The 22,098-nt window shown below is 70.5% G+C and carries 24 protein-coding genes; 14 read left to right on the plus strand and 10 right to left on the minus strand.

Annotated elements, in window-relative coordinates; translation table 11 throughout:
• Positions 1–1,197, plus strand: a 1,197-nt coding sequence (locus CVV76_RS11120; protein ID WP_102224726.1) for a cobyric acid synthase, incomplete at its 5' end; no start/stop codon positions are given.
• 19 nt (positions 1,198–1,216) lie between these two features.
• Here the strand turns inward: CVV76_RS11120 and bluB are convergent.
• From bluB to CVV76_RS11145, 5 genes are read right to left on the minus strand one after another with little or no spacing between them, the layout of a single operon-like run.
• The gene (gene bluB, locus CVV76_RS11125; protein WP_102224727.1) at positions 1,217–1,840 is read right to left on the minus strand and encodes a 5,6-dimethylbenzimidazole synthase; all 624 of its coding nucleotides are present in this window, start codon (positions 1,838–1,840) and stop codon (positions 1,217–1,219) included.
• A complete protein-coding gene (gene cobD, locus CVV76_RS11130; protein WP_102224728.1) occupies positions 1,824–2,804 on the minus strand; it encodes a threonine-phosphate decarboxylase CobD in 981 nt (326 codons plus the stop codon). Before cobD ends, bluB begins: the two co-directional genes overlap by 17 nt.
• 8 nt (positions 2,805–2,812) lie before the next feature.
• Entirely contained in the window at positions 2,813–3,766 is a 954-nt protein-coding gene (gene cbiB / locus CVV76_RS11135) for an adenosylcobinamide-phosphate synthase CbiB (protein WP_102224729.1), read from the minus strand.
• Positions 3,766–4,575, minus strand: a complete 810-nt coding sequence (locus CVV76_RS11140) for a propanediol utilization protein (RefSeq protein ID WP_199178572.1) — start codon at positions 4,573–4,575, stop codon at positions 3,766–3,768. The genes cbiB and CVV76_RS11140 overlap by 1 nt, the downstream gene beginning before the upstream one ends.
• Positions 4,572–5,162, minus strand: coding sequence for a histidine phosphatase family protein (locus CVV76_RS11145; protein WP_102224730.1), 591 nt, complete (start codon positions 5,160–5,162; stop codon positions 4,572–4,574). The genes CVV76_RS11140 and CVV76_RS11145 overlap by 4 nt, the downstream gene beginning before the upstream one ends.
• A 66-nt stretch (positions 5,163–5,228) precedes the next feature.
• Between CVV76_RS11145 and cobU the strand changes: the two genes are divergently transcribed.
• The 8 genes from cobU (at position 5,229) to panC (ending at position 13,064) form a co-directional block, all read left to right on the plus strand.
• Positions 5,229–5,729, plus strand: coding sequence for a bifunctional adenosylcobinamide kinase/adenosylcobinamide-phosphate guanylyltransferase (cobU, locus tag CVV76_RS11150; protein ID WP_102224731.1), 501 nt, complete (start codon positions 5,229–5,231; stop codon positions 5,727–5,729).
• Position 5,730: 1 nt separating this feature from the next.
• Entirely contained in the window at positions 5,731–6,756 is a 1,026-nt protein-coding gene (gene cobT, locus CVV76_RS11155) for a nicotinate-nucleotide--dimethylbenzimidazole phosphoribosyltransferase (RefSeq protein WP_102224732.1), read from the plus strand.
• Positions 6,753–7,514, plus strand: a complete 762-nt coding sequence (cobS, locus tag CVV76_RS11160; RefSeq protein WP_102224733.1) for an adenosylcobinamide-GDP ribazoletransferase — start codon at positions 6,753–6,755, stop codon at positions 7,512–7,514. The genes cobT and cobS overlap by 4 nt, the downstream gene beginning before the upstream one ends.
• A 387-nt stretch (positions 7,515–7,901) precedes the next feature.
• Positions 7,902–8,954 (plus strand): quinolinate synthase NadA, encoded by a 1,053-nt coding sequence (gene nadA, locus CVV76_RS11165; RefSeq protein ID WP_102224734.1) that lies wholly within the window; start codon positions 7,902–7,904, stop codon positions 8,952–8,954.
• Between the two features lie 5 nt (positions 8,955–8,959).
• Complete coding sequence (locus tag CVV76_RS11170) at positions 8,960–10,531, plus strand: L-aspartate oxidase (RefSeq protein ID WP_102224735.1); 1,572 nt, start codon at positions 8,960–8,962, stop codon at positions 10,529–10,531.
• Complete coding sequence (gene nadC / locus CVV76_RS11175; RefSeq protein ID WP_102224736.1) at positions 10,528–11,376, plus strand: carboxylating nicotinate-nucleotide diphosphorylase; 849 nt, start codon at positions 10,528–10,530, stop codon at positions 11,374–11,376. Before CVV76_RS11170 ends, nadC begins: the two co-directional genes overlap by 4 nt.
• 18 nt (positions 11,377–11,394) lie before the next feature.
• A complete protein-coding gene (panB, locus tag CVV76_RS11180) occupies positions 11,395–12,219 on the plus strand; it encodes a 3-methyl-2-oxobutanoate hydroxymethyltransferase (protein ID WP_102224737.1) in 825 nt (274 codons plus the stop codon).
• A complete protein-coding gene (gene panC, locus CVV76_RS11185; RefSeq protein ID WP_102224738.1) occupies positions 12,219–13,064 on the plus strand; it encodes a pantoate--beta-alanine ligase in 846 nt (281 codons plus the stop codon). The genes panB and panC overlap by 1 nt, the downstream gene beginning before the upstream one ends.
• 120 nt (positions 13,065–13,184) lie before the next feature.
• Here the strand turns inward: panC and CVV76_RS11190 are convergent, their stop codons facing one another.
• From CVV76_RS11190 to CVV76_RS11210, 5 genes are read right to left on the minus strand one after another with little or no spacing between them, the layout of a single operon-like run.
• Positions 13,185–13,640: a RidA family protein gene (locus CVV76_RS11190; RefSeq protein WP_233192816.1), complete on the minus strand. Its 456-nt coding sequence runs from the start codon at positions 13,638–13,640 to the stop codon at positions 13,185–13,187.
• A gap of 51 nt (positions 13,641–13,691) precedes the next feature.
• Entirely contained in the window at positions 13,692–14,858 is a 1,167-nt protein-coding gene (locus CVV76_RS11195) for an acyl-CoA dehydrogenase family protein (RefSeq protein WP_102224739.1), read from the minus strand.
• A 1-nt stretch (position 14,859) separates the two neighbouring features.
• Positions 14,860–15,675: an enoyl-CoA hydratase family protein gene (locus CVV76_RS11200; protein WP_199178588.1), complete on the minus strand. Its 816-nt coding sequence runs from the start codon at positions 15,673–15,675 to the stop codon at positions 14,860–14,862.
• A 14-nt stretch (positions 15,676–15,689) separates the two neighbouring features.
• Positions 15,690–16,247, minus strand: coding sequence for a MarR family winged helix-turn-helix transcriptional regulator (locus CVV76_RS11205; protein ID WP_102224741.1), 558 nt, complete (start codon positions 16,245–16,247; stop codon positions 15,690–15,692).
• A complete protein-coding gene (locus tag CVV76_RS11210) occupies positions 16,244–17,008 on the minus strand; it encodes an SDR family NAD(P)-dependent oxidoreductase (protein ID WP_233192817.1) in 765 nt (254 codons plus the stop codon). The genes CVV76_RS11205 and CVV76_RS11210 overlap by 4 nt, the downstream gene beginning before the upstream one ends.
• Before the next feature lie 194 nt (positions 17,009–17,202).
• On the opposite strand from CVV76_RS11210, the gene CVV76_RS11215 reads away from it, so the two are divergent.
• The 5 genes from CVV76_RS11215 to CVV76_RS11235 are packed head-to-tail and all read left to right on the plus strand — an operon-like array spanning position 17,203 to position 22,098.
• Positions 17,203–18,285 carry an NAD/NADP-dependent octopine/nopaline dehydrogenase family protein gene (locus CVV76_RS11215; protein WP_102224743.1) on the plus strand — a complete coding sequence of 361 codons (1,083 nt, stop codon included), beginning with the start codon at positions 17,203–17,205 and terminating at the stop codon, positions 18,283–18,285.
• Positions 18,282–19,292 (plus strand): 3-hydroxybutyryl-CoA dehydrogenase, encoded by a 1,011-nt coding sequence (locus CVV76_RS11220; RefSeq protein ID WP_102224744.1) that lies wholly within the window; start codon positions 18,282–18,284, stop codon positions 19,290–19,292. The genes CVV76_RS11215 and CVV76_RS11220 overlap by 4 nt, the downstream gene beginning before the upstream one ends.
• Positions 19,289–20,236: a PDR/VanB family oxidoreductase gene (locus CVV76_RS11225; RefSeq protein WP_233192818.1), complete on the plus strand. Its 948-nt coding sequence runs from the start codon at positions 19,289–19,291 to the stop codon at positions 20,234–20,236. The genes CVV76_RS11220 and CVV76_RS11225 overlap by 4 nt, the downstream gene beginning before the upstream one ends.
• Positions 20,237–20,260: 24 nt before the next feature.
• Complete coding sequence (locus tag CVV76_RS11230; protein WP_102224745.1) at positions 20,261–21,598, plus strand: aromatic ring-hydroxylating dioxygenase subunit alpha; 1,338 nt, start codon at positions 20,261–20,263, stop codon at positions 21,596–21,598.
• Positions 21,595–22,098 carry an aromatic-ring-hydroxylating dioxygenase subunit beta gene (locus CVV76_RS11235; RefSeq protein WP_102224746.1) on the plus strand — a complete coding sequence of 168 codons (504 nt, stop codon included), beginning with the start codon at positions 21,595–21,597 and terminating at the stop codon, positions 22,096–22,098. The genes CVV76_RS11230 and CVV76_RS11235 overlap by 4 nt, the downstream gene beginning before the upstream one ends.

The raw sequence follows: 22,098 nt of genomic DNA on the forward strand, positions 1-22,098 counted from the left end.
TCGCAGGTCATCGTTCAGGGCCGCCGCGTCGGCACGCTGAAGGCGCGCGACTATTGGGGGGTGAAACCCTCGCTGATGGGACCGGTGATGGAGTCGTTCGGGCGGCTCAGCGCCGCGCATGACCTGGTGATCGTCGAGGGCGCGGGCAGCCCGGCCGAGGTGAACCTGCGGGCGGGCGACATCGCCAACATGGGGTTCGCGCGGGCGGCGGACGTGCCGGTGATCCTGACGGGCGACATCGACCGGGGCGGGGTGATCGCCCAGATCGTGGGGACGCAGGCGGTGATCGACCCTGCGGATGCGGCCATGGTCGCGGGCTTCCTGATCAACAAGTTTCGCGGCGATCCGCGGCTCTTCGACAAGGGATACGACTTCATCGCCGAGCGCACCGGCTGGCGCGGCTACGGTGTGTTGCCGTTCTTTCCCGACGCGGTGAAGCTGCCGGCCGAGGATGCGCTCGACGTGCAGGAAAAGGCGGTAGGCGGGTCGGGAGGCCTCAGGATCGGCTGCCTCGCCCTGTCGCGAATCGCGAATTTCGACGATCTGGACCCGCTGGCCGCGGAACCCGGCGTCAGCCTGTCGATGATCGGCCCGGGCAGGCCGATCCCCGGCGATCTGGACCTGGTGATCGTGCCGGGCAGCAAGTCGACGCGCGGTGATCTGGCCTTCCTGCGGTCGCAGGGCTGGGACATCGACCTTGCCGCCCATCACCGCCGGGGCGGCGCGATCCTGGGGATCTGCGGCGGCTACCAGATGCTGGGCCGTTCGATCGCCGATCCGGAGGGGATCGAGGGGCCCGCCGGCGACAGCCCCGGGCTGGGGCTGCTGGATGTGGCGACCGTGATGTCGGGTGACAAGACGCTGACGCGGGTGACGGCGGAACATGCCCTCTCAGGTGCACGGTTCGACGGGTACGAGATCCACATCGGCCGCACCGGTGGCGCCGATTGCGTGCGTCCCTTCGCCCGGCTGGACGATCGGCCCGAGGGGGCGGTGTCGGCGGACAGGCGGGTGATGGGCAGCTACATTCACGGCATGTTCGCCGACGACGGCTTTCGCACGGCCTTCCTTGCGGGGCTTGGCGGTGCAGGCTCTGCCACCGGCTATCGCGCCGGGGTGGAGGCCACGCTCGATGCGCTTGCGGCGCATATGGAGGCCCATCTCGACGTTGCGGGGCTGCTTGCGCTGGCGCGCTGAAGCGTCAGCGGATCAGGCGTCAGCGGGTTTCCCAGCCGGTATCGGTGTTGTGCTGCCAATCCTCGCGGTGCAGGAGCGGCGTGTCGTCGGTGAACTCGGGCCAGCCGAGGCAGAGATAGGCGGTGAAGACCCAGCCCTCGGGCACCTCGAACAGCCGTTCCATCCGCGCAGGGTCGAGGATCGAGACCATGCCGAGGCCGAGGTTCTCGGCCCGCGCCGCCAGCCACAGCGTGAAGATCGCCATCGCGGTCGACTGGCGCAGCGTCTCGGGCATGGTCAGGCGGCCGAGGCGATGCCCCTCCTCGGGATCGGTCGCGGTGAAGACGGCGAATTGCACCGGCGCGGCGTCGATCCCGGCCAGCTTCAGCCGCCCGTAGGCGCGCGCCTTGTCGCCCTCGTAGATCTCCTTGGCATCGGTGTTGCAGCGGGCGAATTCCACCTTCACCCCGGCGCGCAGCCCCGGATCCTCGACCCGGATCAGCCGCCAGGGCCGGGCATTGCCGACCGACGGCGCGGTATCGACGGCGCGGCGCAGGCGCCGCAGCACCGCCTCGGGCACCGGGTCGCGGCGAAAATGGCGCACGTCGCGGCGCCAGTGCAGGATCCGGTCCAGCGTCTCGGCCTCGTCACGGGTGAATTGCATCTGCCTCCTCCATCGCCCGGGCAAGCCGGGCCCATTCCGCCTCCGACCCCGGCAGGCCGAGGCGCAGCCAGCGCGCATTGCCGGGAAAGATCCGCGACCAGATCCCGTGACGCGCGAGCCCCGTCTGCGCTGCCCCGGCGTCCGGGGTGTCGTACAGCCTGAAGAGCGCGGCGCCCCCGGCCAGCCGCCAGCCCGCGCGGGCGGCCAGCGCGTCGATCCGGGGCGCCTCTGACGCCAGCCGGGCACGGGTGTCATCGGCCCAGGCGTCGTCGCGCAGCGCCTTGGCCCCGATCTCCAGCGCCGGGCCCGACACCGCCCAGGGCCCCGCCATCGCGGCAAGGGCGGCAATTTCGGCCTCCGTGCCCAGGGCAAAGCCCAGCCGCAGACCGGCCAGCCCGTAGAACTTGCCGAAGGAGCGCAGGACGATGATCCCCGGATTGGGGATGCCGGCGACCGACAGTTCCGGGCAGGCATCGGCGAAGCTCTCGTCGACCACCAGCCGGCCCACGCGGGGGGCAAGATCGCGCAGCTCGGCGGGGGAAAGGCAGCGCCCGTCGGGGTTGTTTGGGTTGACCAGAACGGCAAGGTCGGCCCCGGCGAGGGCGCCGGGTGTCGTGACCTCCTCGACCGTCCAGCCGCCGGTGCGCAGCGCCGCCGCGTGTTCGTTGTAGGTGGGAGAGAGCACCCGCGCGCGGCCGGGCGGGCCGAGGCGCGGCACCAGCTGAATCGCGGCCTGCGCCCCGGCCAGCGGCAGGATCGCCGCGCCGGTCCGGTAGGCATGGGCTGCGGCGGAGATCAACGCCGCCTCGGCGCCGCGCCGGGGCAGGGCGGCCCATGCGTCGGGGGAAAGTCGCGGCACCGGGTAGGGCTGGCGGTTGATCCCGGTCGACAGGTCGATCCAGCCCTCCGCCGCGCCGCCAAAGCGGGCGATCGCCTGGTCGAGATTGCCGCCGTGGTCGCGCATTGTATCCCTCAGATCGCCGCCCAGATCGCCGCAAGCAGGGCCAGCACGAGGGCCAGCCCGATCAGCGCCCGCCGGTAAAGCCCAAGTGCGGCCCGGATGCCAGCCGAATCCGGATCGGCGCCCCCGGCATTGACCCAGGGTTCGTCGCTCTGCCGGTTGGCGTAGACCCGCGGCCCCGACAGCCGGATCGCCAGGGACCCCGCCATCGCCGCCTCCGGCCAGCCCGCGTTGGGCGAGCGGTGCAGCCCGGCATCGCGCCGCACCGTGGCAAGGGCCCGCCGTGGCGCCGGCCCGGCCAGCGCAAAGCACAGTGCCGTCAGGCGGGCCGGGATCAGGTTCGCCGCGTCGTCGATGCGTGCCGCGGCCCAGCCAAAGGCCTCGTGCCGGGGTGTGCGGTGGCCGATCATCGAATCGAGGGTGTTGACCGCCTTGTAGCCGGCGATCCCCGGCAGACCGAAGATCACCCCCCAGAACAGCGGCGCCACCACCCCGTCCGAGGCATTCTCGGCAAGGCTCTCGATCGCGGCGCGGGCCACGGCGGGGGCGTCCAGCTGCGCGGGATCGCGGCCGACGATCATCGCGACGGCGGCGCGCGCGCCCTTCAGGTCGCCTGCGGCCAGTGGCCGGGCCACGCGCGCCACGTGATCGTGGAGCGACCGCGCGGCGAGGAGCGGCCAGCAGAATATCCCGGTCAGCACGACCCCGGCCCAACCCGCCGGCAGAAGCGCCTGCACCGCCGCCCCCGTCGCCACCGCCACCCCGACGGTCAGGAGCGCGGCGGCAATGCCCGCGGCGCGGCGTCGGGCAAAGGGCGCGCCCTCGCGGTTCCAGCGCCGGTCCAGCCGGGCGATCAGCGCCCCGATCCAGACCACGGGATGGCTTATCCGGCGAAAGAGGGCGTCGGGCCAGCCGAGGAGGGCATCAAGCGCCAGCGCGATCAGCAGGGGCAGTACGTAAAGCATCAGCTCCCTCCGGTGCGAAAGCGCAGGACGTGGCGGAACCCGGCGGCGCGCAGGGCGTCGGGTGCCGCATCGGGAACGGTGCCGGGGGCGAACAGCAGCGCTCGCGCGGCGCCGGTGTGGCCGATCGCGAAGCCAAGCGCGCCGAAGCGGCGCGCCAGTCCCTCGGTCGGGTCGCCCCCGGGGTGGCGCAGGGCGAGCGTGCGGCGCGCCGATGCGCTGGCCAGCGCGGCGGCTGCGGCGGGGTCGGTGCAGGCCCCGGGCCAGGCGGCGGCAAGGTCGGCGATGTCCGGAAAGGCCATGTCGCGCGGATCGGTCCGCCGCATCGGGCCAAGGAAGCCGCCCAGCACCTCGAACCTCGGCGGCGGCGGCAGGGGGGCCAGCATGCGCCCCAGGCGGGAGGCCCAGAGCCGCCGTGCGGGGTGATCGAACATCAGCGGATCAAGCGCGCCTTCGCTGGCCAGACAGGCCCGCGCGATCGCCCCGGGGTCTTGCACGGCCGCGGCCCGGGCCAGCGCCACCCGCGCCGCGGTCGACGCCCCAGCGCCGCCTCCCGGCGGCATGTCGAGTTTCAGGACGAACCGCCCCCGGCGCGGCAGTCCGAGGCCGGCGAGGAACCGGGCCGCCGCCTGCCGGGTCATCACCCGCGCGTCCGGCTGGTGCAGGGCAAAGGCGCCGGGGCGGTGGCTGGCCCGGGCCCGAAGCGCGGGGCAGGGCAGGGTGACCAGCGCAACCGGCCCCTGTGGGCCGAGGCGGCCTTGCAGGAACTCGCCGAAATGCCCGGCGACGGTGGCGGGCGGCGGGGGCCTCACGTCAGCGCCCGGTTGACGAAGGCGATGCCGCGGCTGCCGTCGGGAAACAGCCGGATCCGGGTGGCCGAAAGCGGCGCGATCTCGAAGGCGAGGCCGGCCTCGGGGGTGCCGAGCGCCTGGCCCAGGGCCGCCCGGATGGTCCCGGCATGGACCACGAGCGTGACGATCCCCGGCGCCGCGGTCATGGCGTCGAGCGCGGGGGCGATCCGCCCGGCGGCGTCGAGAAAGCTCTCGCCCCCGGGCGGGCGCAGGGTGGCAAGCGCCGCCCGATCCTGCGGCCCGAGGTCGGGCATCGCGGCCATCGGGCGGCCGTCCCACGCGCCGAAATCCTGCTCCCACAGGCGCGGATCGGCAGGCGGGGTCGTGCCGGGGAACAGCGCGGCGGCCGTCTCGCGGCAGCGCAGGGCGGGGCTGACGACAAGCCGCCCGGGATCCGCCCCCCAACCCGCGAGCATTTGCCGCGCCGCCCCTAGCGCGCGCGGCTCGGGCAGCCGCGCGGGCAGGTCGCTGCGTCCGGCCAGCAGGCCGGGTTCGGCCACCGGGGCGTGGCGGATCAGGATCATCTCGGTCGGTTCCGGGCCCTGCACGCGCGGCCTCACCCCTTTTCACGCATTGCGAATGATGCTTAGTGCCCCCGGAAACGGAGAGGCGGCATGGCCCTACTCATTACAGGCGGCGCCCGCTCGGGCAAGAGCGGCTATGCCGAGGCACGCACCCTCGCGCTGCCCGGGACGCCGCAATATATCGCGACGGCCGAGGCGCGCGACGCCGAGATGTTGGAGCGTATCGCTGCGCACCGGGCCCGGCGAGGGGGCGACTGGCGCGACCATGAGGTGCCGCTGGATCTGGTCCCCGCGCTGGAGGCGACCGACGGCGCCGGGCCGCGGCTGGTCGACTGCCTGACGCTCTGGCTTGCCAACCTGATGGAGGCCGGGCGCGACTGGCGGCACGAGGGCGGGGCCCTTGCCGAGGCGCTGCCGCGCCAGCGGAGCCCGGTGATCCTGGTGACAAACGAGGTCGGCATGGGCATCGTGCCCGACAACGCGCTGGCACGGGCCTACCGCGACGCCGCGGGCTGGCTGAACCAGACCATCGCCGGGGCTGCGGACGAAGTGCAGTTCGTGGTTTCCGGCCTTCCGCTGAAGGTGAAATGACATGAGCGATCCGATCTTCCCCGTGGAGTCCTTCGCCGCGCTGCGCGGCCGTCTGGCCCGACTTCCGGAGGCAAGCGAGCCCTCGGCCGCCGCCGCCCGGCGCCGGCAGGACGCGCTGACCAAGCCGCCGGGATCGCTGGGCAGGCTGGAGGAGTTGGCGGTGTTCATGGCCGGTTGGCAGGGCAGCGCGCGGCCGAAGATCGGCCATGCGCAGGCCGTCGTCTTCGCGGGCAACCATGGTGTCTGTGCCCAGCGGGTGAACCCGTTCCCGCAGGAGGTGACGGCCCAGATGGTCGCCAATTTCCGGGCCGGGGGCGCCGCGGTCAACCAGCTCTGCCGGGCCAGCGGGGCCGAGCTGGAGGTGGTCGCCCTCGATCTCGACCGTCCGACTGGCGATTTCACCCAGGGCCCGGCGATGACCGAGGCCGAGGTGCTTGACGCGATGGCCCGCGGCGCGGCCGGGCTCGACCCGCGCGCCGACGTCCTCCTGCTGGGCGAGATGGGGATCGGCAATTCCACCGTTGCTGCGGCGCTGGCGCAGGCGAGCTTTGGCGGCGAGGGCTGGGATTGGGTCGGACCGGGCACCGGGTCGGACCCGGACGGGATCGCCCGGAAGGTCGCCGCGATCGAGGCCGGGATCGTACGGCACCGCGCGGCGCTTGGCGATCCGCTGGCCACGCTGGCGGCCTTCGGCGGGCGCGAACAGGCGGCGATCTGCGGCGCGCTGCTGGCCGCGCGGGCCCGCAAGGTGCCGGTGATCCTCGACGGTTTCATCTGCACCGCCTCGGCGGCGGTGCTCCATCCGCTGGGGCTTGGGGCGCTGGATCATTGCATCGTCGCCCATGCCAGCGCCGAGCCGGGGCAGAGGCGCCTGCTGTCGGCGATCGAGAAGCGGCCGCTTCTCGATCTGGGGATGCGGCTGGGCGAGGGCTCGGGCGCCGCGGTGGCGCTGGGGATCCTGCGGGCCGCGCTCGAGGCGCATAACGGCATGGCCACCTTCGCCGAGGCCGGGGTCAGCGACGCATGAGCCGCGCGGCGGGGGGGCCTGCACGGCGCGGGGCGGAGCTGCGCCTTGCACTTATGCTGTTGACCCGGTTGCCGGTCGGGCGGCTTGATCCCGCCCCGCCGCTTGCCTCCGCCGCCTGGGCCTATCCGCTGGCCGGGGCGGTTGCGGGGGCGATCGCGGGGCTGGCCTTCTGGTTGGCGCAGGCCCTCGGCCTGATGCCGCTGCCCGCCGCGATCCTGGCGGTGGGTGCGAGCGTGCTGTCCACCGGCGCGATGCACGAGGACGGGTTGGCCGACCTCGCCGACGGATTCGGGGGCGGCGGGGACAGGCTGCGCAAGCTGGAGATCATGCGCGACAGCCGGCTGGGAAGCTACGGCGCGATCGCTCTGGTGCTGGTGCTGGCGTTGCGCGTCGTCCTGCTGGCCGAGGTTCTGCCCGGCCAGTCCGCGATCCTGCTCATGGCCGGGGCGGGCGCGTTGAGCCGTGCACCGCTTCCGGCGATCATGGCGCTACTGCCGCCCGCGCGCAACGGCGGGCTGGGGCATTCCGCGGCCGACCGGATCGGGCCCGGGCAGGTCTGGGCCGCCATCGCCTGCGCGGCCGTGATCGCCATTCTGGCCTTGCCCCTGGTGATCGGCCCCATGCTGGCGGCCGCCGTGGGCGCCGCGTTGATAGCGGCGCTGGCGCGGCGACAGATAGGGGGCTTCACCGGCGACGTCCTCGGCGCGGCGCAGCTCGTCGCCGAGCTTTGCCTCTGGCTGGTGCTTGCAGCGGGGTGAGCTGCGGGCCATCCCTGATCCGAGAACGGTTGATCCGTAACTCACGGCGGAAACCCATAACCGAGATTATGTAATCTGCGGATTAGGCCATCGGTTGCCTTACGTGTGCCAAGTATCAATTGCCATGTATAGATAACCCCTCACGCCCAAGCTGCCAGATCCTGACGGCAGTCAGGCCTGCCCTTCGGCGAATTCCCGTGGCTCCACACCGGAAACCATCTCGTGAATGCGCAAGAAAGTGACAGAACCGGACGGCGAATTTGAAATATTGGGCAACCGGGTTCTTGTTCCCCGGTCCGGTTTTTCCTAGACATCGGGCAGCCGGCGCCGGAGGCGCGTCGGGTTCCGTCCTGCGACGGCATGCAATGAACCGAGGATTCCCCCACTTTGCTTGACCAGATCGCGCTGCGCGCCGAACTCGCCGATCACTACGATCTTTCCCCATCAACCGAGACAGCCGAGGCCAATGCCCATCTCTACGCCCGCATGAGCCGGGTCGTCTCGCCGCCGGACTGGGCGATCTTCGCGCCCTATGTCGCCGCGATCAACCGCCTGAAGGCGGAGCGCAACGCGGTGATCCTTGCCCACAACTACATGACGCCCGAGATCTATCACGGCATTGCCGATGTCGTCGGCGACAGCCTGCAACTCGCGATCGAGGCGACCAAGGTCGAGGCCGGGGTGATCGTGCAATGCGGCGTGCATTTCATGGCCGAGACCTCGAAGATCCTGAACCCCGCCAAGACCGTGCTGATCCCCGACCGCGAGGCCGGCTGCTCGCTGGCCGAAAGCATCACGCCGGCCGGCATTGCCGAGATGCGCGCGCGCTATCCCGGTGCGCCGGTGGTCAGCTACGTCAACACCACCGCCGAGGTAAAGGCCGCCTCGGACATCTGCTGCACCTCGGCCAATGCCGCGCAGATCGTCGCCGCACAGGACAGCGACACCGTCATCATGACCCCCGACAAGTACCTTGCCCAGAACGTGGCAAAGCAGGTGCCGCAGAAACGCATCGTCTGGTGGGACGGCGCCTGCATCGTGCACGAGCGCTTCACCGCGCAGGACCTGCGCGACTTTCGCGGCTGGAACCCCGAGACGCGGATCATCGCCCATCCGGAATGCCCGCCCGACGTCGTGGCCGAGGCCGATTTCTCCGGCTCGACCAGTGGCATCATCGACTATGTCGCGCGGGAACAACCGCCAAAGGCGCTTCTGGTCACCGAATGCTCGATGGCGTCGAACATCTCGGACGCCCTGCCGGGGGTGGAGTTCGTGGGCCCCTGCAACATGTGCCCCTACATGAAGAAGATCACGCTGGAGAACGTCCTCTGGTCGCTGCACTCGATGCAGGGCGCGGTTGAGGTAGATCCCGAGATCGCGGCGCGGGCCCGCGTCGCGGTGGAGCGGATGATCGACCTGTCCCGCCGCCTGTCGGCGTGAGTGTCATGCAGGTGATCGAAACCGGCCGCGTCGTCGTCATCGGCGCGGGTCTTGCCGCGCTCTATGCCGCGCTGAAGCTGGCGCCCCGGCCGGTGCTGATCCTGTCGCCCGATCCGCTGGGCAGCGGGGCAAGTTCGGCCTGGGCGCAGGGCGGCGTGGCCGCGGCGATGGATCCCCACGACAGCGCCGAGGCCCACGCGCGCGACACGATCCGGGCCGGGGCCGGCGCGGTGACCCCGGAGGTCGCGGCGCTGGTCACCGCCGAGGCGCGGGACCATATCCTTGACCTGACCGGCCTCGGGACGCCCTTCGACCGTGATGATGCCGGCGGCTACGTGCTGTCGCGCGAGGCGGCGCATTCGACCGCGCGGGTGGTGCGGGTGCGTGGCGATCAGGCGGGTGCGGAAATCATGCGCGCCCTGATCGGCCACATCCGAGAGACACCCTCGATTCAGGTGCTGGAAGGCGTCATCGCCACGGGCCTGCATGTCGAAGATGGCAAGGTCACGGGGGTCGAGGTGGCGCGCAGCCTCCCCCGGCTCTCGGCGCCCTGCCTGATCCGGGCGCCGGCCTGCCTGCTGGCGGGGGGCGGCTCGGGCGGGCTGTATGCGCTGACCACCAACCCGCCGCGGATCCGGGGCGAGGCGATTGGCATGGCGGCGCGTGCCGGGGCCCGGGTCTCGGATGCCGAGTTCGTGCAGTTCCACCCCACCGCCATCGACTGTGGCCTCGACCCGGCGCCGCTTGCGACCGAGGCGCTTCGGGGCGAGGGCGCGACCCTGGTCGACCGTGACGGCGCGCGGTTCATGCCGGAGGCCCACCCCGACGCGGAGCTGGCGCCGCGCGACATCGTCGCCCGCGCGGTCTATGCCCAGACCCAGGCCGGGCGGCGACCCGCGCTCGACACCCGCGGGGTACTCGGGCCCCGGATCCTCGAGGCCTTCCCGGCCGTGGCGCAGGCCTGCCGCGACGCGGGGCTCGACCCGGTCGCGGGCACGATCCCGGTCGCCGCTGCCGCGCATTACCACATGGGCGGGATCGCGACGGATGCCGACGCGAAAAGCTCCCTCCCTGGTCTGTGGGTCTGTGGCGAGACCGCCTCGACCGGGCTGCACGGGGCCAACCGCCTTGCCTCGAACGGGCTTCTGGAGGCGCTGGTCTTCGCCCGGCGCGCCGCGCATGACATTGGCGGCGCCCTTGGCCCGTCGGTGGCCACCGCCACACCCGTCGCGCTGCCCGACATGCCCGCGAGGGCGGCGCCGGACCCGGCGCTTATCGCGCGTCTGCGGCAGGCAATGACGAATGGCGCCGGGGTGATCCGCGAGGCCGCCGGCCTGCGCCGCACCCTGCGCGAGATCGCCGAGGTCGAGGCAGGTCAGCCCGACAACCCGCAGCTTCTCAACATGACTGCCACCGCCACCCTGATCGCCGCCTCGGCCCTCCTGCGAGAGGAAAGCCGCGGCGCCCATTTCCGCGCGGATTTTCCCCGGGCCAAAGGTGACGCCGGGCAGCGTTCGACCCTGACGCTGGCCGGGGCGCTTGCCCTCCGCGATGCCGTGAGACTGGAACACGCATGACACATACTCCGCTTCCCGACCTGATCCTGGAACCCATGGTCCGCGCCGCACTGATCGAGGATCTGGGCACCTATGGCGACATCACGACCCGCACCGTGATCCCCCCCGACAAGCGCTACACCGCCCGTCTTCATGCGCGTGAGCCGGGCGTCGCCTCGGGGATGCAGGTCGCGGCCATCGCCTTCCGGCTGGTCGACCCCGACCTGAAGGTGACCGCGCATGTCGCCGACGGCGACCCGATCGCGCCCGGCGACCTGATGATGGAGATCGCGGGCAAGGCCGCCTCCATCCTTTCGGCCGAGCGGGTGGCGCTGAACTTCGCCGGGCGGCTGTGCGGCACCGCCACCCTGACCGCCGCCTTCGTGGCCGAGACCCGGGGCACTGCGACCCGCATCACCTGCACCCGCAAGACCACCCCCGGCCTGCGCGTGGTCGAGAAGCAGGCGGTGCTGCATGGCGGTGGGTTCAACCACCGTTTCTCGTTGTCCGACGCGATCCTGATCAAGGACAACCACATTGCGGCTGCCGGCGGCATCCGCCCGGTGCTGCGCGCGGTCAAGGCCGGCGCCTCGCACATGATCCGCACCGAGATCGAGGTCGACCGCCTCGACCAGCTGGCCGAAGTGCTTGACGAGGGCGGCGCCGACGTGGTGCTGCTCGACAATATGGACACCCCGACCCTTGTCGAGGCCGTCGCGATGACGGCCGGGCGGCTGATCCTCGAGGCTTCGGGCAACATGCGGCTCGACCGCGTGGCCGAGGTGGCCGCGACCGGGGTCGATTACATCTCGTCCGGCGCGCTGACGCATTCCGCGCGGGCGCTTGATCTTGGCCTCGACTTCTGACCCACCGAAAGGACCGACATGAGCCGATCCGCACCGCAAAAGGCCCTGACCGCCGCTGACATCCGTGCCCGCAAGGGGGCGACCCCGCTGGTCTGCCTGACCGCCTATACCACCCCGGTCGCCCGCCTTGCGGATGCGGAATGCGACGTGGTGCTGGTGGGCGACAGCGTGGGCATGGTGCTGCACGGCCTGCCCTCGACCCTGCCGGTGACGATGGAGATGATGATCCTGCACGGGCAGGCGGTCGCGCGGGGTCTGGACCGGGCGCTGATGGTCGTCGACATGCCCTTCGCCAGCTACGAGGAAGGCCCGGCCCAGGCGTTTCGCAATGCCGCGCGGCTGATGGCCGAGACCGGGGCCGGCGCGGTCAAGCTCGAGGGCGGGCGGACCATGGCCGAGACGATCGCCACCCTGGTGCAGCGCGGCATCCCGGTGATGGCGCATATCGGGCTGACGCCGCAATCGGTCAACGCGCTCGGCGGGTACAGGGTGCAGGGCAAGGGCGCCGATGCCGACCGCATCCGCGACGATGCCCGCGCGGTGGCAGAGGCCGGGGCCTTCTCCGTCGTGCTGGAAAAGGTGCCTGCCGCGCTGGCCGACCAGATCACCGCCGAGATCGCGATTCCCACCATCGGGATCGGTGCCTCGGCCGGATGCGACGGCCAGATCCTGGTGATCGACGACATGCTGGGCCTGTTCGACGCCTTCAAGCCGAAATTCGTGAAACGCTACGCCCATCTCGCGGCCGACGCGGCCGGCGCGATCCGGGCCTACGCGGAGGAGGTGCGCGCGCGTGACTTCCCCGCGCCCGAGCATGTCTTCACCGACGAAGGAAAGATCTGATGGAGATCCTTCGCCGCAAGGCCGATCTGCGCGCCCGGACCCGCGAGTGGCACGCCGCGGGCCAGACCATCGGCGTCGTGCTGACAATGGGCGCGCTGCACTCGGGTCACCTCAGCCTGGTCGAGGCGGCCCGGGCACGTGCCGACCGGGTAATCGTGACGATCTTCGTGAACCCCCGCCAGTTCAACAACCCCGAGGATCTGGCGAAGTACCCCCGCACCGAGGACAGCGACGCCGCGAAGCTGGCGCCGCTGGCGATCGACGTGCTCTACGTGCCCGACCCGCAAGAGATCTATCCCGAGGGTTTCGCCACGACGGTTTCGGTCGCGGGCGTGAGCAGCGGGCTGTGCGGCGGCACCCGACCCGGGCATTTCGACGGCATGGCGACCGTGGTGACCAAGCTGCTGCTTCAGACCGATGCCGATTTCAGCTTTTTCGGCGAAAAGGATTATCAGCAGCTTCAGGTCGTGCGGCGCCTCGTGGCCGATCTCGACCTGAAGACGGAGATCGTGGGTTGCCCCACGGTGCGCGAAGAGGACGGGCTTGCCATGTCCTCGCGCAATCTCCGGCTCGAGAGCGACGCGCGCAGGGCTGCGCCGGTGATCGGGCGGGTGCTGGGCGATGCGGCGCGTGCGATTTCCGGCGGCGGCGATGTCGCCGCGACGCTGGAGGCCGCGCAGGCCACCCTGCGCGCGGCGGGCTTCGATACGATCGACTATCTCGAATTGCGCGGCGACCCGGATCTTGCGCCGATGCAGGTGGCCGACCGGCCCGCCCGGCTGTTCCTGGCCGCCTGGCTGAACGGCGTGCGGCTGATCGACAACCTTCCCGTGACGCCGGTCTAAGGACTGAGGGCTGATACCCGCCCTGTCGACCCTGGGGCGCGGCACCCGGATCCCGCGCGGGCATACCGCAAGGAAATCCGCCCCGGCCGGGACGGCTTGCGGCAGCGCGGCGCCGGCCTCCTAGTCGGGAACGATCGCGGTCGCCTCGATCTCCACCAGTGCCTCGGGTTCGACGAGGGCCGCGACCTGCACCAGCGCCATCGCGGGGTAGTTCCGGCCCAGGACCGCGCGGTAGACCGGGGCCAGTTCCTTGAGCGCGGCGCGGTAGGTCCCGATGTCGCGCACGTACCAGGTCAGCCGGGCCAGGTGTTCGGGCCCGGCGCCGCCTGCGGCCAGCACCGCCACGATGTTGCGCAGCGTCTGCTCCACCTGCGGCACGAAGCCCTTCGCCAGAACCTCCTCCGCGTCCCAGCCGATCAGACCGCCGGTCATCACGATGCGGCCCCGCCCGGACATTCCGTTGGCATAGCCGCGCGGCTTCTTCCAGCCCTCGGGCTGCAGCACCTGCAGGGTTGCGTCCGCGTCTTCAGGGGCGTTGTCCCCGGTTTCGGTGCCCGTCGATCCAAAGGCGCTCACGCAGTCGTCTCCTGTCCTGTCACGTTCACTTCCTGTCTGCCTGCCGCGTGGTCACGCGGTGGCCTTCTCCGCCTCGGCCAGCAACTGGCGGGCGATGATCAGCTTCTGCACCTCGGTCGCGCCCTCGTAGATCCTGAGCGCCCGGATGTCGCGGTAAAGCGTCTCGGGGACCGACCCCGCGCGCACGCCCTCGCCGCCGTGCAGCTGCACCGCCTGGTCGATCACCTTCTGCGCCGCCTCGGTCGCGACCATCTTGGCCATCGCCGCCTCGCGCGTGATGCGCGGGGCGCCGGCATCGCGGGTCCAGGCGGCGCGATAGATCATCAGCGCCGATGTGTCGATCCCCGTGGCCATCTCGGCCAGCGCGGTCTGGGTCAGCTGCATGTCCGCAAGCGGCGCGCCGAACAGCCGGCGGGTGCGGGTGCGATCCAGCGTCACGTCAAGCGCGCGCCGCGCGAACCCCAGCGCCGCCGCCCCAACGGTGGTGCGGAAGACGTCGAGCGTGGCCATCGCGATCTTGAACCCCTCGCCGCCCTTGCCCAGCCGGGCCGAGGCGGGGATGCGGACGTCGTCAAAGCGCAGCCGGGCCAGCGGGTGCGGCGCGACCGTCTCCAGCTTTTCCGCCACGGTCAGCCCCGGGGTGTCTGCCGGCACGCAATAGGCCGAAAGGCCGCGCGCGCCCGGCGCCTCGCCGCTGCGGGCGAAGACGACGTAATGACCGGCAATGGTGCCGTTCGAGATCCAGGTCTTCTCGCCGTTCAGCGCAATCTCGTCGTTGCCCGCGGGCGTCGCCGTCATCGCCAGTTGCGCGACGTCCGACCCGGCCTCGGGCTCGGTCAGGGCGAAGGCGGCGATCGTCGTGCCCGCACGCACGCCGGGCAGCACCGCGTCGCGCTGCTCGGGTGTGCCGGCAAGGGTGATCGCGCCGGTCCCCAACCCCTGCATGGCAAAGGCGAAATCGGCCAGCGCGTCGACCCGGCCGAAGGTCTCGCGCAGAAGACACAGGGTGCGCACGTCGAACCGACCGTCTTCTGGTGCGGAATGGACGAACCACCCGGCCTCGCCCATCGCGGCGACAAGGCGGTGACAGGAGCCGTCGGCATCGTGGTGATCGACGAGGCCGGGCACGTTCGCCTGCGCCCAGGCCTCGGCCCGCGCGGCAAGCTCGCGGTGGCGGTCCTCGAAGAACGGCCAGTCGAGAAAGCTGCGGTCGGCCATCTCAATTGCCTTCGAAGACGGGCTGGGACTTGGCGGCGAAAGCCTCGAACGCGCGGCGGAAATCGGCGGTCTTCATGCAGAGCGCCTGTGCGATCGCCTCGGCGTCGATCGCGGCGTCGACGCCCATGGCCCATTCCATCTGCAGCATCCGCTTGGTGATGCCGTTGGCGTAGGTCGGGCCCCGGGTGATCGCCGCCGCCGTCTCCTGCGCCGCCTCCAGCGCCGCGCCCGCGCCGGTCACGCGGTTGAAGAAGCCCCAGCGCTCGCCCTCTTCCGCGCCCATGAAGCGGCCGGTGTAAAGAAGGTCCGACGCCCGCCCCTGCCCGATGATCCGGGGCAGCATCGCACAGGCGCCCATGTCGCAGCCGGCAAGGCCCACCCGGTTGAAGAGAAAGGCGACCTTCGCCCCCTCCCCCGCGATGCGGATGTCCGAGGCCATCGCCATGATCGCGCCGGCGCCGGCGCAGATCCCCTCGACCGCGGCGACGATCGGCTGCGGGCAGGCGCGCATCTCCTTGACCAGATCGCCGGTCATGGTGGTGAAGGCGTGCAGCTCGGGCACCGACATCGTGGTCAGCGGTTCGATGATCTCGAACACGTCGCCGCCCGAAGAGAAGTTGCCCCCCGCCCCGGTCAGCACGACCGCGGTCACCGCATCGTCGTAGCGCAGCGCGCGGAACGTATCGCGCAGCTCGGCATAGCTGTCGAAGGTCAGCGGGTTCTTGCGGTCCGGGCGGTTGAGCGTGATCGTCGCGATCCCGTCCGCGACCGAGAGCAGGAAATGCTCGGGCCGGGCCTCGGACAACGGCGCCTGCATGGCGGTCTGATGTGTCATGTGCGTTTCCTCCTCGACGCCTTGCGGCCCTGCGCCGGCTGGTCGCTCAGCGCCCCCCGGACCGAGGCCTTGAGCCCCCCGAGCCGGGACCAGAGCCGTTCCTGATCGCGCTCGCTGACGCTGGACATGAAATCCGAGATCCACTCGGCATGGGCCTCGGCCATCTCGGCGAAGACGGCGCGGCCATGGGGGGTCATGCTCACGCGGGTCGCGCGGCGGTCGGTCTCGGAGACCTGACGCTCGATCAGCCCCTCCTGCACCAGACGCTCCACCAGCCCGGTGACGTTGCCGTTCGACACCATCATGCGTTGCGATAGCTCGCCCAGCAGCACGCCCTCCTCGGTACGGTAGAGCTGCGCCATCATGTCGAAGCGCGGCAGGGTCGTGTCGAACTGCTCGCGCAGGCGCTTGCGGATCTCGGTCTCGATCAGCGTGGTGCATGTAAGCATCCTGAGCCACAGGCGCAGTTCGCTGCGGTGATCGTCGGGATTCTCGGCCAGCCCGTATTCGGCGTCCAGGTGGACGGCCTCGGGCGTCCCGTTCGAGTCGCTCATATCTCTCCCCCCGCTACGGCGATGCACTGCCCGGTGATGGCAGATGCCTCGGCCTCCGCCAACCATATCACGGCATTCGCCACCTCGGATGGGGCGATCAGCCGCCCCATCGGATTGGTCCGGGTGAAGGTTTCCATGAGGTCCGCCCGGCTCTTGCCGGTGCGGGCCTCCAGCTTGTCGACCGATTGCGCGATCAGGTCGGTGTCACTGTAGCCCGGGCAGACGGCGTTGACGGTGACGCCGCTGCCCGCCACCTCCTGCGCGATGGCGCGGGTAAGGCCGACGGCGGCATGCTTGGCCGCACAATAGGCCGAGACGTAGCCATATCCCTTGAGCCCCGCGGTCGAGGCCACGGTGACGATCCGCCCGAAGCCCTGCGCCACCATCGCCGGCAACACCGCCTGCGTCGCGATCAGCACATGGTCGACGTTCAGCGCCATCATCCGGTGCAGCTGGTCGAGGCCGGAACGCGCGACCGGCGCCGTCTCGGCCGCGCCCGCATTGTTCACCAGCACGTCAATGGTTCCGCGTGCCGCGGAGGCCGACGCCAGTGCCGTCTGCAGCGCCGCGGCGTCGGTCACGTCGGCCTGCACCCAGCCCGCCGCGCCGATCTCCTTCGCCGTCTTCTCGGCCGAGTCGGCAGAGCGCCCCAGCACCGTCACCCGGTCGCCCGCGGCGGCGAAACGGCGGGCGATCTCATGACCCAGGCCGCGGGTCGCTCCGGTGACCAGTACGTGGCGAATCTGCCTGTCTTGGGGCAAGGGGACGATCCCTGAATCCAGTTGCGCAATTAGTTTAGGCTTAAATAAATATCGCCTCGCACGCAATATAAAAGACAGGGCCGGGGCCGCGACGCCGGGCGCGCTGGGGCGCATATGAAAATTCCCGAACTCCGGGGTTGATAATTTTAAGTTTAAAGAATTTACTCGGATCAAAACAGGGAGAAGCCGGCACCATGAAAATAGCTGTTCTGGGTGGGGGCAACGGATCGCATGCCGCGGTCGCGGACTTTTCCGAAGCCGGGCACGAGGTGCGGTTCTGGCGCCGGGACCGGGCCGCCTTCGGCCCGGTGTCGGACAGTCGCAGCCTGACGCTGGTCGATTCGTCGGGGCGGCGCGAGGTGAAGATCGCGCTGGTCACCGATGACCTCGGCGCGGCGCTTGACGGGGCCGAGCTGATCGTCGCGCCCACGCCCGCCTTCGCCCAGGCCGACCTTGCCGCGCGGCTGGCGCCGCATCTGGCCGATGGCCAGGTGATCTACCTGCCGCCGGGCACCTTCGGGTCGGTCCTGATGATGCAGGTGCTGCGCGCCGAGGGCTGCACCGCCGACGTCAGCATCGCCGAGACCGGCACCCTGCCCTGGCTCACCCGCCTGCACGGGCCCGGCACCGTCGCCATCACCACCCGCGCCACGCGCCTGCCGACCGGTGTCTTCCCCGCCCGCAACACCGACCATGCGCTGGCGGTGATCTCCGAGGCCTTCCCCGGCGCGATCGAGAAGGTGGAGGATGCGCTTTCGGCCGCGCTGATGAACGCGGGGCCGATCATCCACCCGCCGCTGATTGTCATGAACGCCGGGCCGATCCAGCATTTCGACCGCTGGGACATCCATAACGAGGGCACGCAGCCGACCATCCGCCGCGTCCATGACGCGCTCGACGGCGAGCGGATCGCGCTGCGCGAGGCGCTGGGGTATGCCGCGCCGCATTTCCCGCTGGCCGACCATTACACCACCTCCAACTGGATGTACGGCAACCTCGCGCATGACAAGCTGGTGGATTCCGGCGACTGGCACGAGCATCTCGACCTCGAGACCCACCGCTACATGCTCGAGGACGTGTGCCTTGGCCTCGCCTTCCTCGTGTCGGTCGCGGAGTGGGCCAAGGTACCCGCGCCGGTCGCCGCGGGGCTGCTGGCGGTCGCGGGCGCGGCGGTCGGTCGCGACTTCCGCACCGAGGGGCGGACACTCGGCGGTCTCGGCCTCGGCGGTCTCGACCGGGGCGCGATGTCGGCGCTGCTGTCAGAGGGCCTGACATGAGCGCACCCGTCATAGCCTGCGTCGGCGCCGGGCGGATGGGGCGGCAGATCGCCTATTGCTTCGCCTATGCCGGCTACCCGGTGCACCTGCTCGACGCCAAGCCCCGCAGCGACGAGGACGCGGTCCGCACCGCGGAGGAGGCACGGGCCGAGATCCGCGCGACGCTGACCATGATGGCGGGGCTCGGCGCCTTCGACGCGGCCGCGATCGACACCATCCTCGCCCGCGTCACCGTCTTCCCGCTGGAGCGTGCCGAGGCCGCCCTCGGACCCGCCCGCGTGGTGTTCGAGGCGGTGCCCGAGACGGATGCGGCCAAGCGCGAGGGCCTCGCCCTGATCGACGCCACCGCCGGGGCGGAGGCGATCGTCGCCTCGACCACCTCCACCTACCTCTCGACCCAGCTGTCGGACTGGAGCGGGCGGCCCGCGCGGTTCCTCAATGCCCATTGGCTGAACCCCGCCTTCCTCGTCCCGCTGGTCGAGGTCAGCCCGACGCCCGAGACGGATCCTGTGGTGACGGCCGAACTGACCGCGCTCTTGGAGGCCGTGGGCAAGGCGCCCGTCACCTGTGCCCCCTCTCCCGGCTACATCGTGCCGCGCATCCAGGCACTGGCGATGAACGAGGCCGCCCGTCTGGTCGAGGAGGGCGTGGCCTCGGCCGAGGATGTGGACCGCGCGGTGAAATACGGCTTCGGTTTGCGGTTCGCGGTGCTGGGCCTTCTGGAATTCATCGACTGGGGTGGCGGCGACATCCTTTTCCACGCCAGCCGCTACATGGCCGACGCCACCGGCGAGGACCGCTTTTCCGCGCCGAAGATCGTGCAGGACAACATGGCCGAGGGGCGCCGGGGCTTGCGCGACGGGCGGGGATTCTACGACTATGGGACCATGGATACCGAGGCGTGGCGGCAGGAGCGGATGGCGGGCTTCCTGCGCATGCTGGTGGGCACCGGCCTGCATCGCCCGCCCGCCCTCGACCCCAGCAGCCCGGCAGAGGAGACGACATGAGCATGCTCACCTTCCGCGTGGCCGAGATCCGGGACGAGACCCCCCGCGTGCGTTGCCTCATCCTGGAAAGCACGGGCGGTGCGCTGCCGGGATGGGAGGCGGGCGCCCATATCCGCGTGGCACTGCCGCAGGGGGGCGACCGGCCCTATTCTCTGGTGGCGCTCCCGGGCTTGGGTGAAGGGCGCTATGCCCTGGGCGTGCTGCGCGAGGATCCGGGCACCGGCGGCTCGGCCTATGTCCACGGGCTGTCCGTGGGGGACACCGTGACCTCCGGCGCGCCGGTGAACCAGTTCGCAATGACGCCCGGCGATGGCCCGGTGACGCTCCTGGCCGGCGGCATCGGCATCACGCCGATCCTGTCGATGGCCGGCGCGCTGAAGGCCGGAGGGCGCCCGTTCCGTCTTTATTACTTTGGCCGCGCCGAGGGGGAGCTTGCCTTCCTGCCGGACCTCGCCACGCTCTGCGGCGACAGCCTGACCACCGGCTACGACAGCGTGGATGGCCCGCCCGACCTCGGCGCCATCCTCGCTGCCACGCCCGCGGGGGCGGATCTTTATGTCTGCGGCCCCGGCGGCATGATCGAGGCGATGAAGACCGCCTGGGCCGAAGAGGGCCGCCCCGCGGAGCGCCTCCACTACGAGCTGTTCACCGCGACCCCGCCCCCCGCGGCAGGCGATCAGCCCTTCGAGGTGGAGATTGCCTCCACCGGCAAGGTGGTGACGGTCGCCCCCGCCCAGACCATCATCGAGGCGCTGGAGGAGGCGGGCGTCGACGTCGTCTACGATTGCCAGCGCGGCGATTGCGGGATCTGCCAGACCGGCGTGATCTCGGGCGTGCCGGAGCATCGCGACGTCGTCCTCAGCGATGAGGAGAAGGCCTCGAACAAGGTGATGCAAATCTGCGTGTCGCGGGCGGTCTCGCCCCGGCTGGTTCTCGATCTCTAGGCTCGCTCCAAGGAGGGTTACGCCATGCCTGCCACCTATGCCGACCCCGCCCAGCTTCGTGCGCTGGTGAAGCCCGAGGCGGTTCACCGTGATCTCTACACCGACCCCGAGGTGTTCCGGCTGGAGATGCGCCACCTCTTCGCCAACACCTGGGTCTATGTCGGCCATGCCAGCCAGATCCCGAACCCCGGGGATTACCTGACGACCGAGATCGGCGATCAGCCGGTGATGGCCTCGCGCCACACCGACGGGCAGGTCCACGTGCTTTACAACCGCTGCCCGCACAAGGGCACCAAGATCGCGTCGGAGGCCTGCGGCAATACCGGCAAGTTCTTCCGCTGCCCCTATCACGCCTGGTCGTTCAAGACCGATGGTTCGCTGCTGGCGATCCCGTTCCGCAAGGGCTACGAAGGCACCGGGCTGGAAGAGAGCGAGGCTGTGCGCGGCCTTGCCCCCGTGGGCGCGACGAAGGTCTATCGCGACTTCATCTTCGCCCGCCTCGCCCCTACCGGCGTGGGGTTCGAGGAGTTCTTCGGCGAAAGCCTTTCCTCCATCGACAACATGGTCGACCGCTCGCCCGAGGGGAAGCTTGTGCTCGAAGGCGCGCCGCTGCGCTACATGCACCCCTGCAACTGGAAGATGCTGGTCGAGAACCAGACCGACACCTGCCACCCGATGGTCGCGCATGAAAGCTCTGCCGGCACGGCGGTGTCTGTGTGGGAGCGCGAGCAGGCCAAGGGCGGGCCGAAGCCCATGGCGGTCGAGGTCTACGCCCCCTTCATGGCACCCTACGACTTCTTCGAGAAGATGGGCCTCAGGGTCTGGCCGAACGGCCACGGCCATACCGGCGTGACCACCTCGATCCACGCGGATTATTCCGCGATCCCGGGGTATTACGACCAGATGGTCGAAGCCTACGGCAAGGAGCGGGCCGAGAAGATCCTGGGAGAGAACCGCCACAACACGGTCTATTTCCCGAACATCATGGTGAAGGGCCCGATCCAGACCCTGCGGGTGTTCAAGCCGATCGCCGCCGACAAGACGCTGGTGGAAAGCTACACCTTCCGCCTCGTCGGTGCGCCGGACATGCTTTTCGAACGGACGCTGATGTACAACCGGCTGATCAACGCCCCCACCTCCATCGTCGGACATGACGACCTGGAGATGTACGAGCGCGCGCAGCTGGGCCTGCATGCCGATGGCATGGAATGGGTCAACATCCAGCGTCTCTATGCCGAGGGCGAGGCCGAGGACGTGACCGATGTGGCCGGCGGCACCAGCGAACGCCAGATGCGCAACCAGTTCCACGCCTGGCTGAAATACATGCTGCCCGAGGGGCAGGCGCAGGAGGCCGCGGAATGAGCGTGACCGAAGAGACCACGGCCAATGTCACCGAGGCCGACCTGACCGCCTTCATCTACCGCGAGGCGCGTCTGCTGGACGAGCTGCGTTATGAGGAGTGGCTTTCGCTCTATGCCGAGGACGCGCATTACTGGATGCCCGCCGAATGGCAGCAGACCGACCCGAAGCTTCAGGCCTCGTTGATGTACGAGGACATGCTGCTGCTGCGCATCCGGGTGGAGCGCCTCTCGGGCGCCCGCACCTTCAGCCAGAAACCCAAGAGCCGGGCCCAGCACCTGCTACAGGCGCCCCAGGTCGACGAGATCGACATGGCGGCGAACCGCTTCCGCACCTGGACCCCGTTCCATTACGCCGAGACGCGGGGGGATGAGTTCACCATGTACGCCGGCTGGGCACGGCACGAGATGCGGCTTGAGGAGGGTCAGCTGAAGATCGTGCTGAAGCGGGTCGACCTCGTGAATTTCGACGCCCCGATGGGCAACATCCAGCTCTTCATGTGA

The organism is Acidimangrovimonas sediminis (assembly GCF_002871005.1).
Classification (GTDB): Bacteria; Pseudomonadota; Alphaproteobacteria; order Rhodobacterales; family Rhodobacteraceae; genus Acidimangrovimonas; species Acidimangrovimonas sediminis.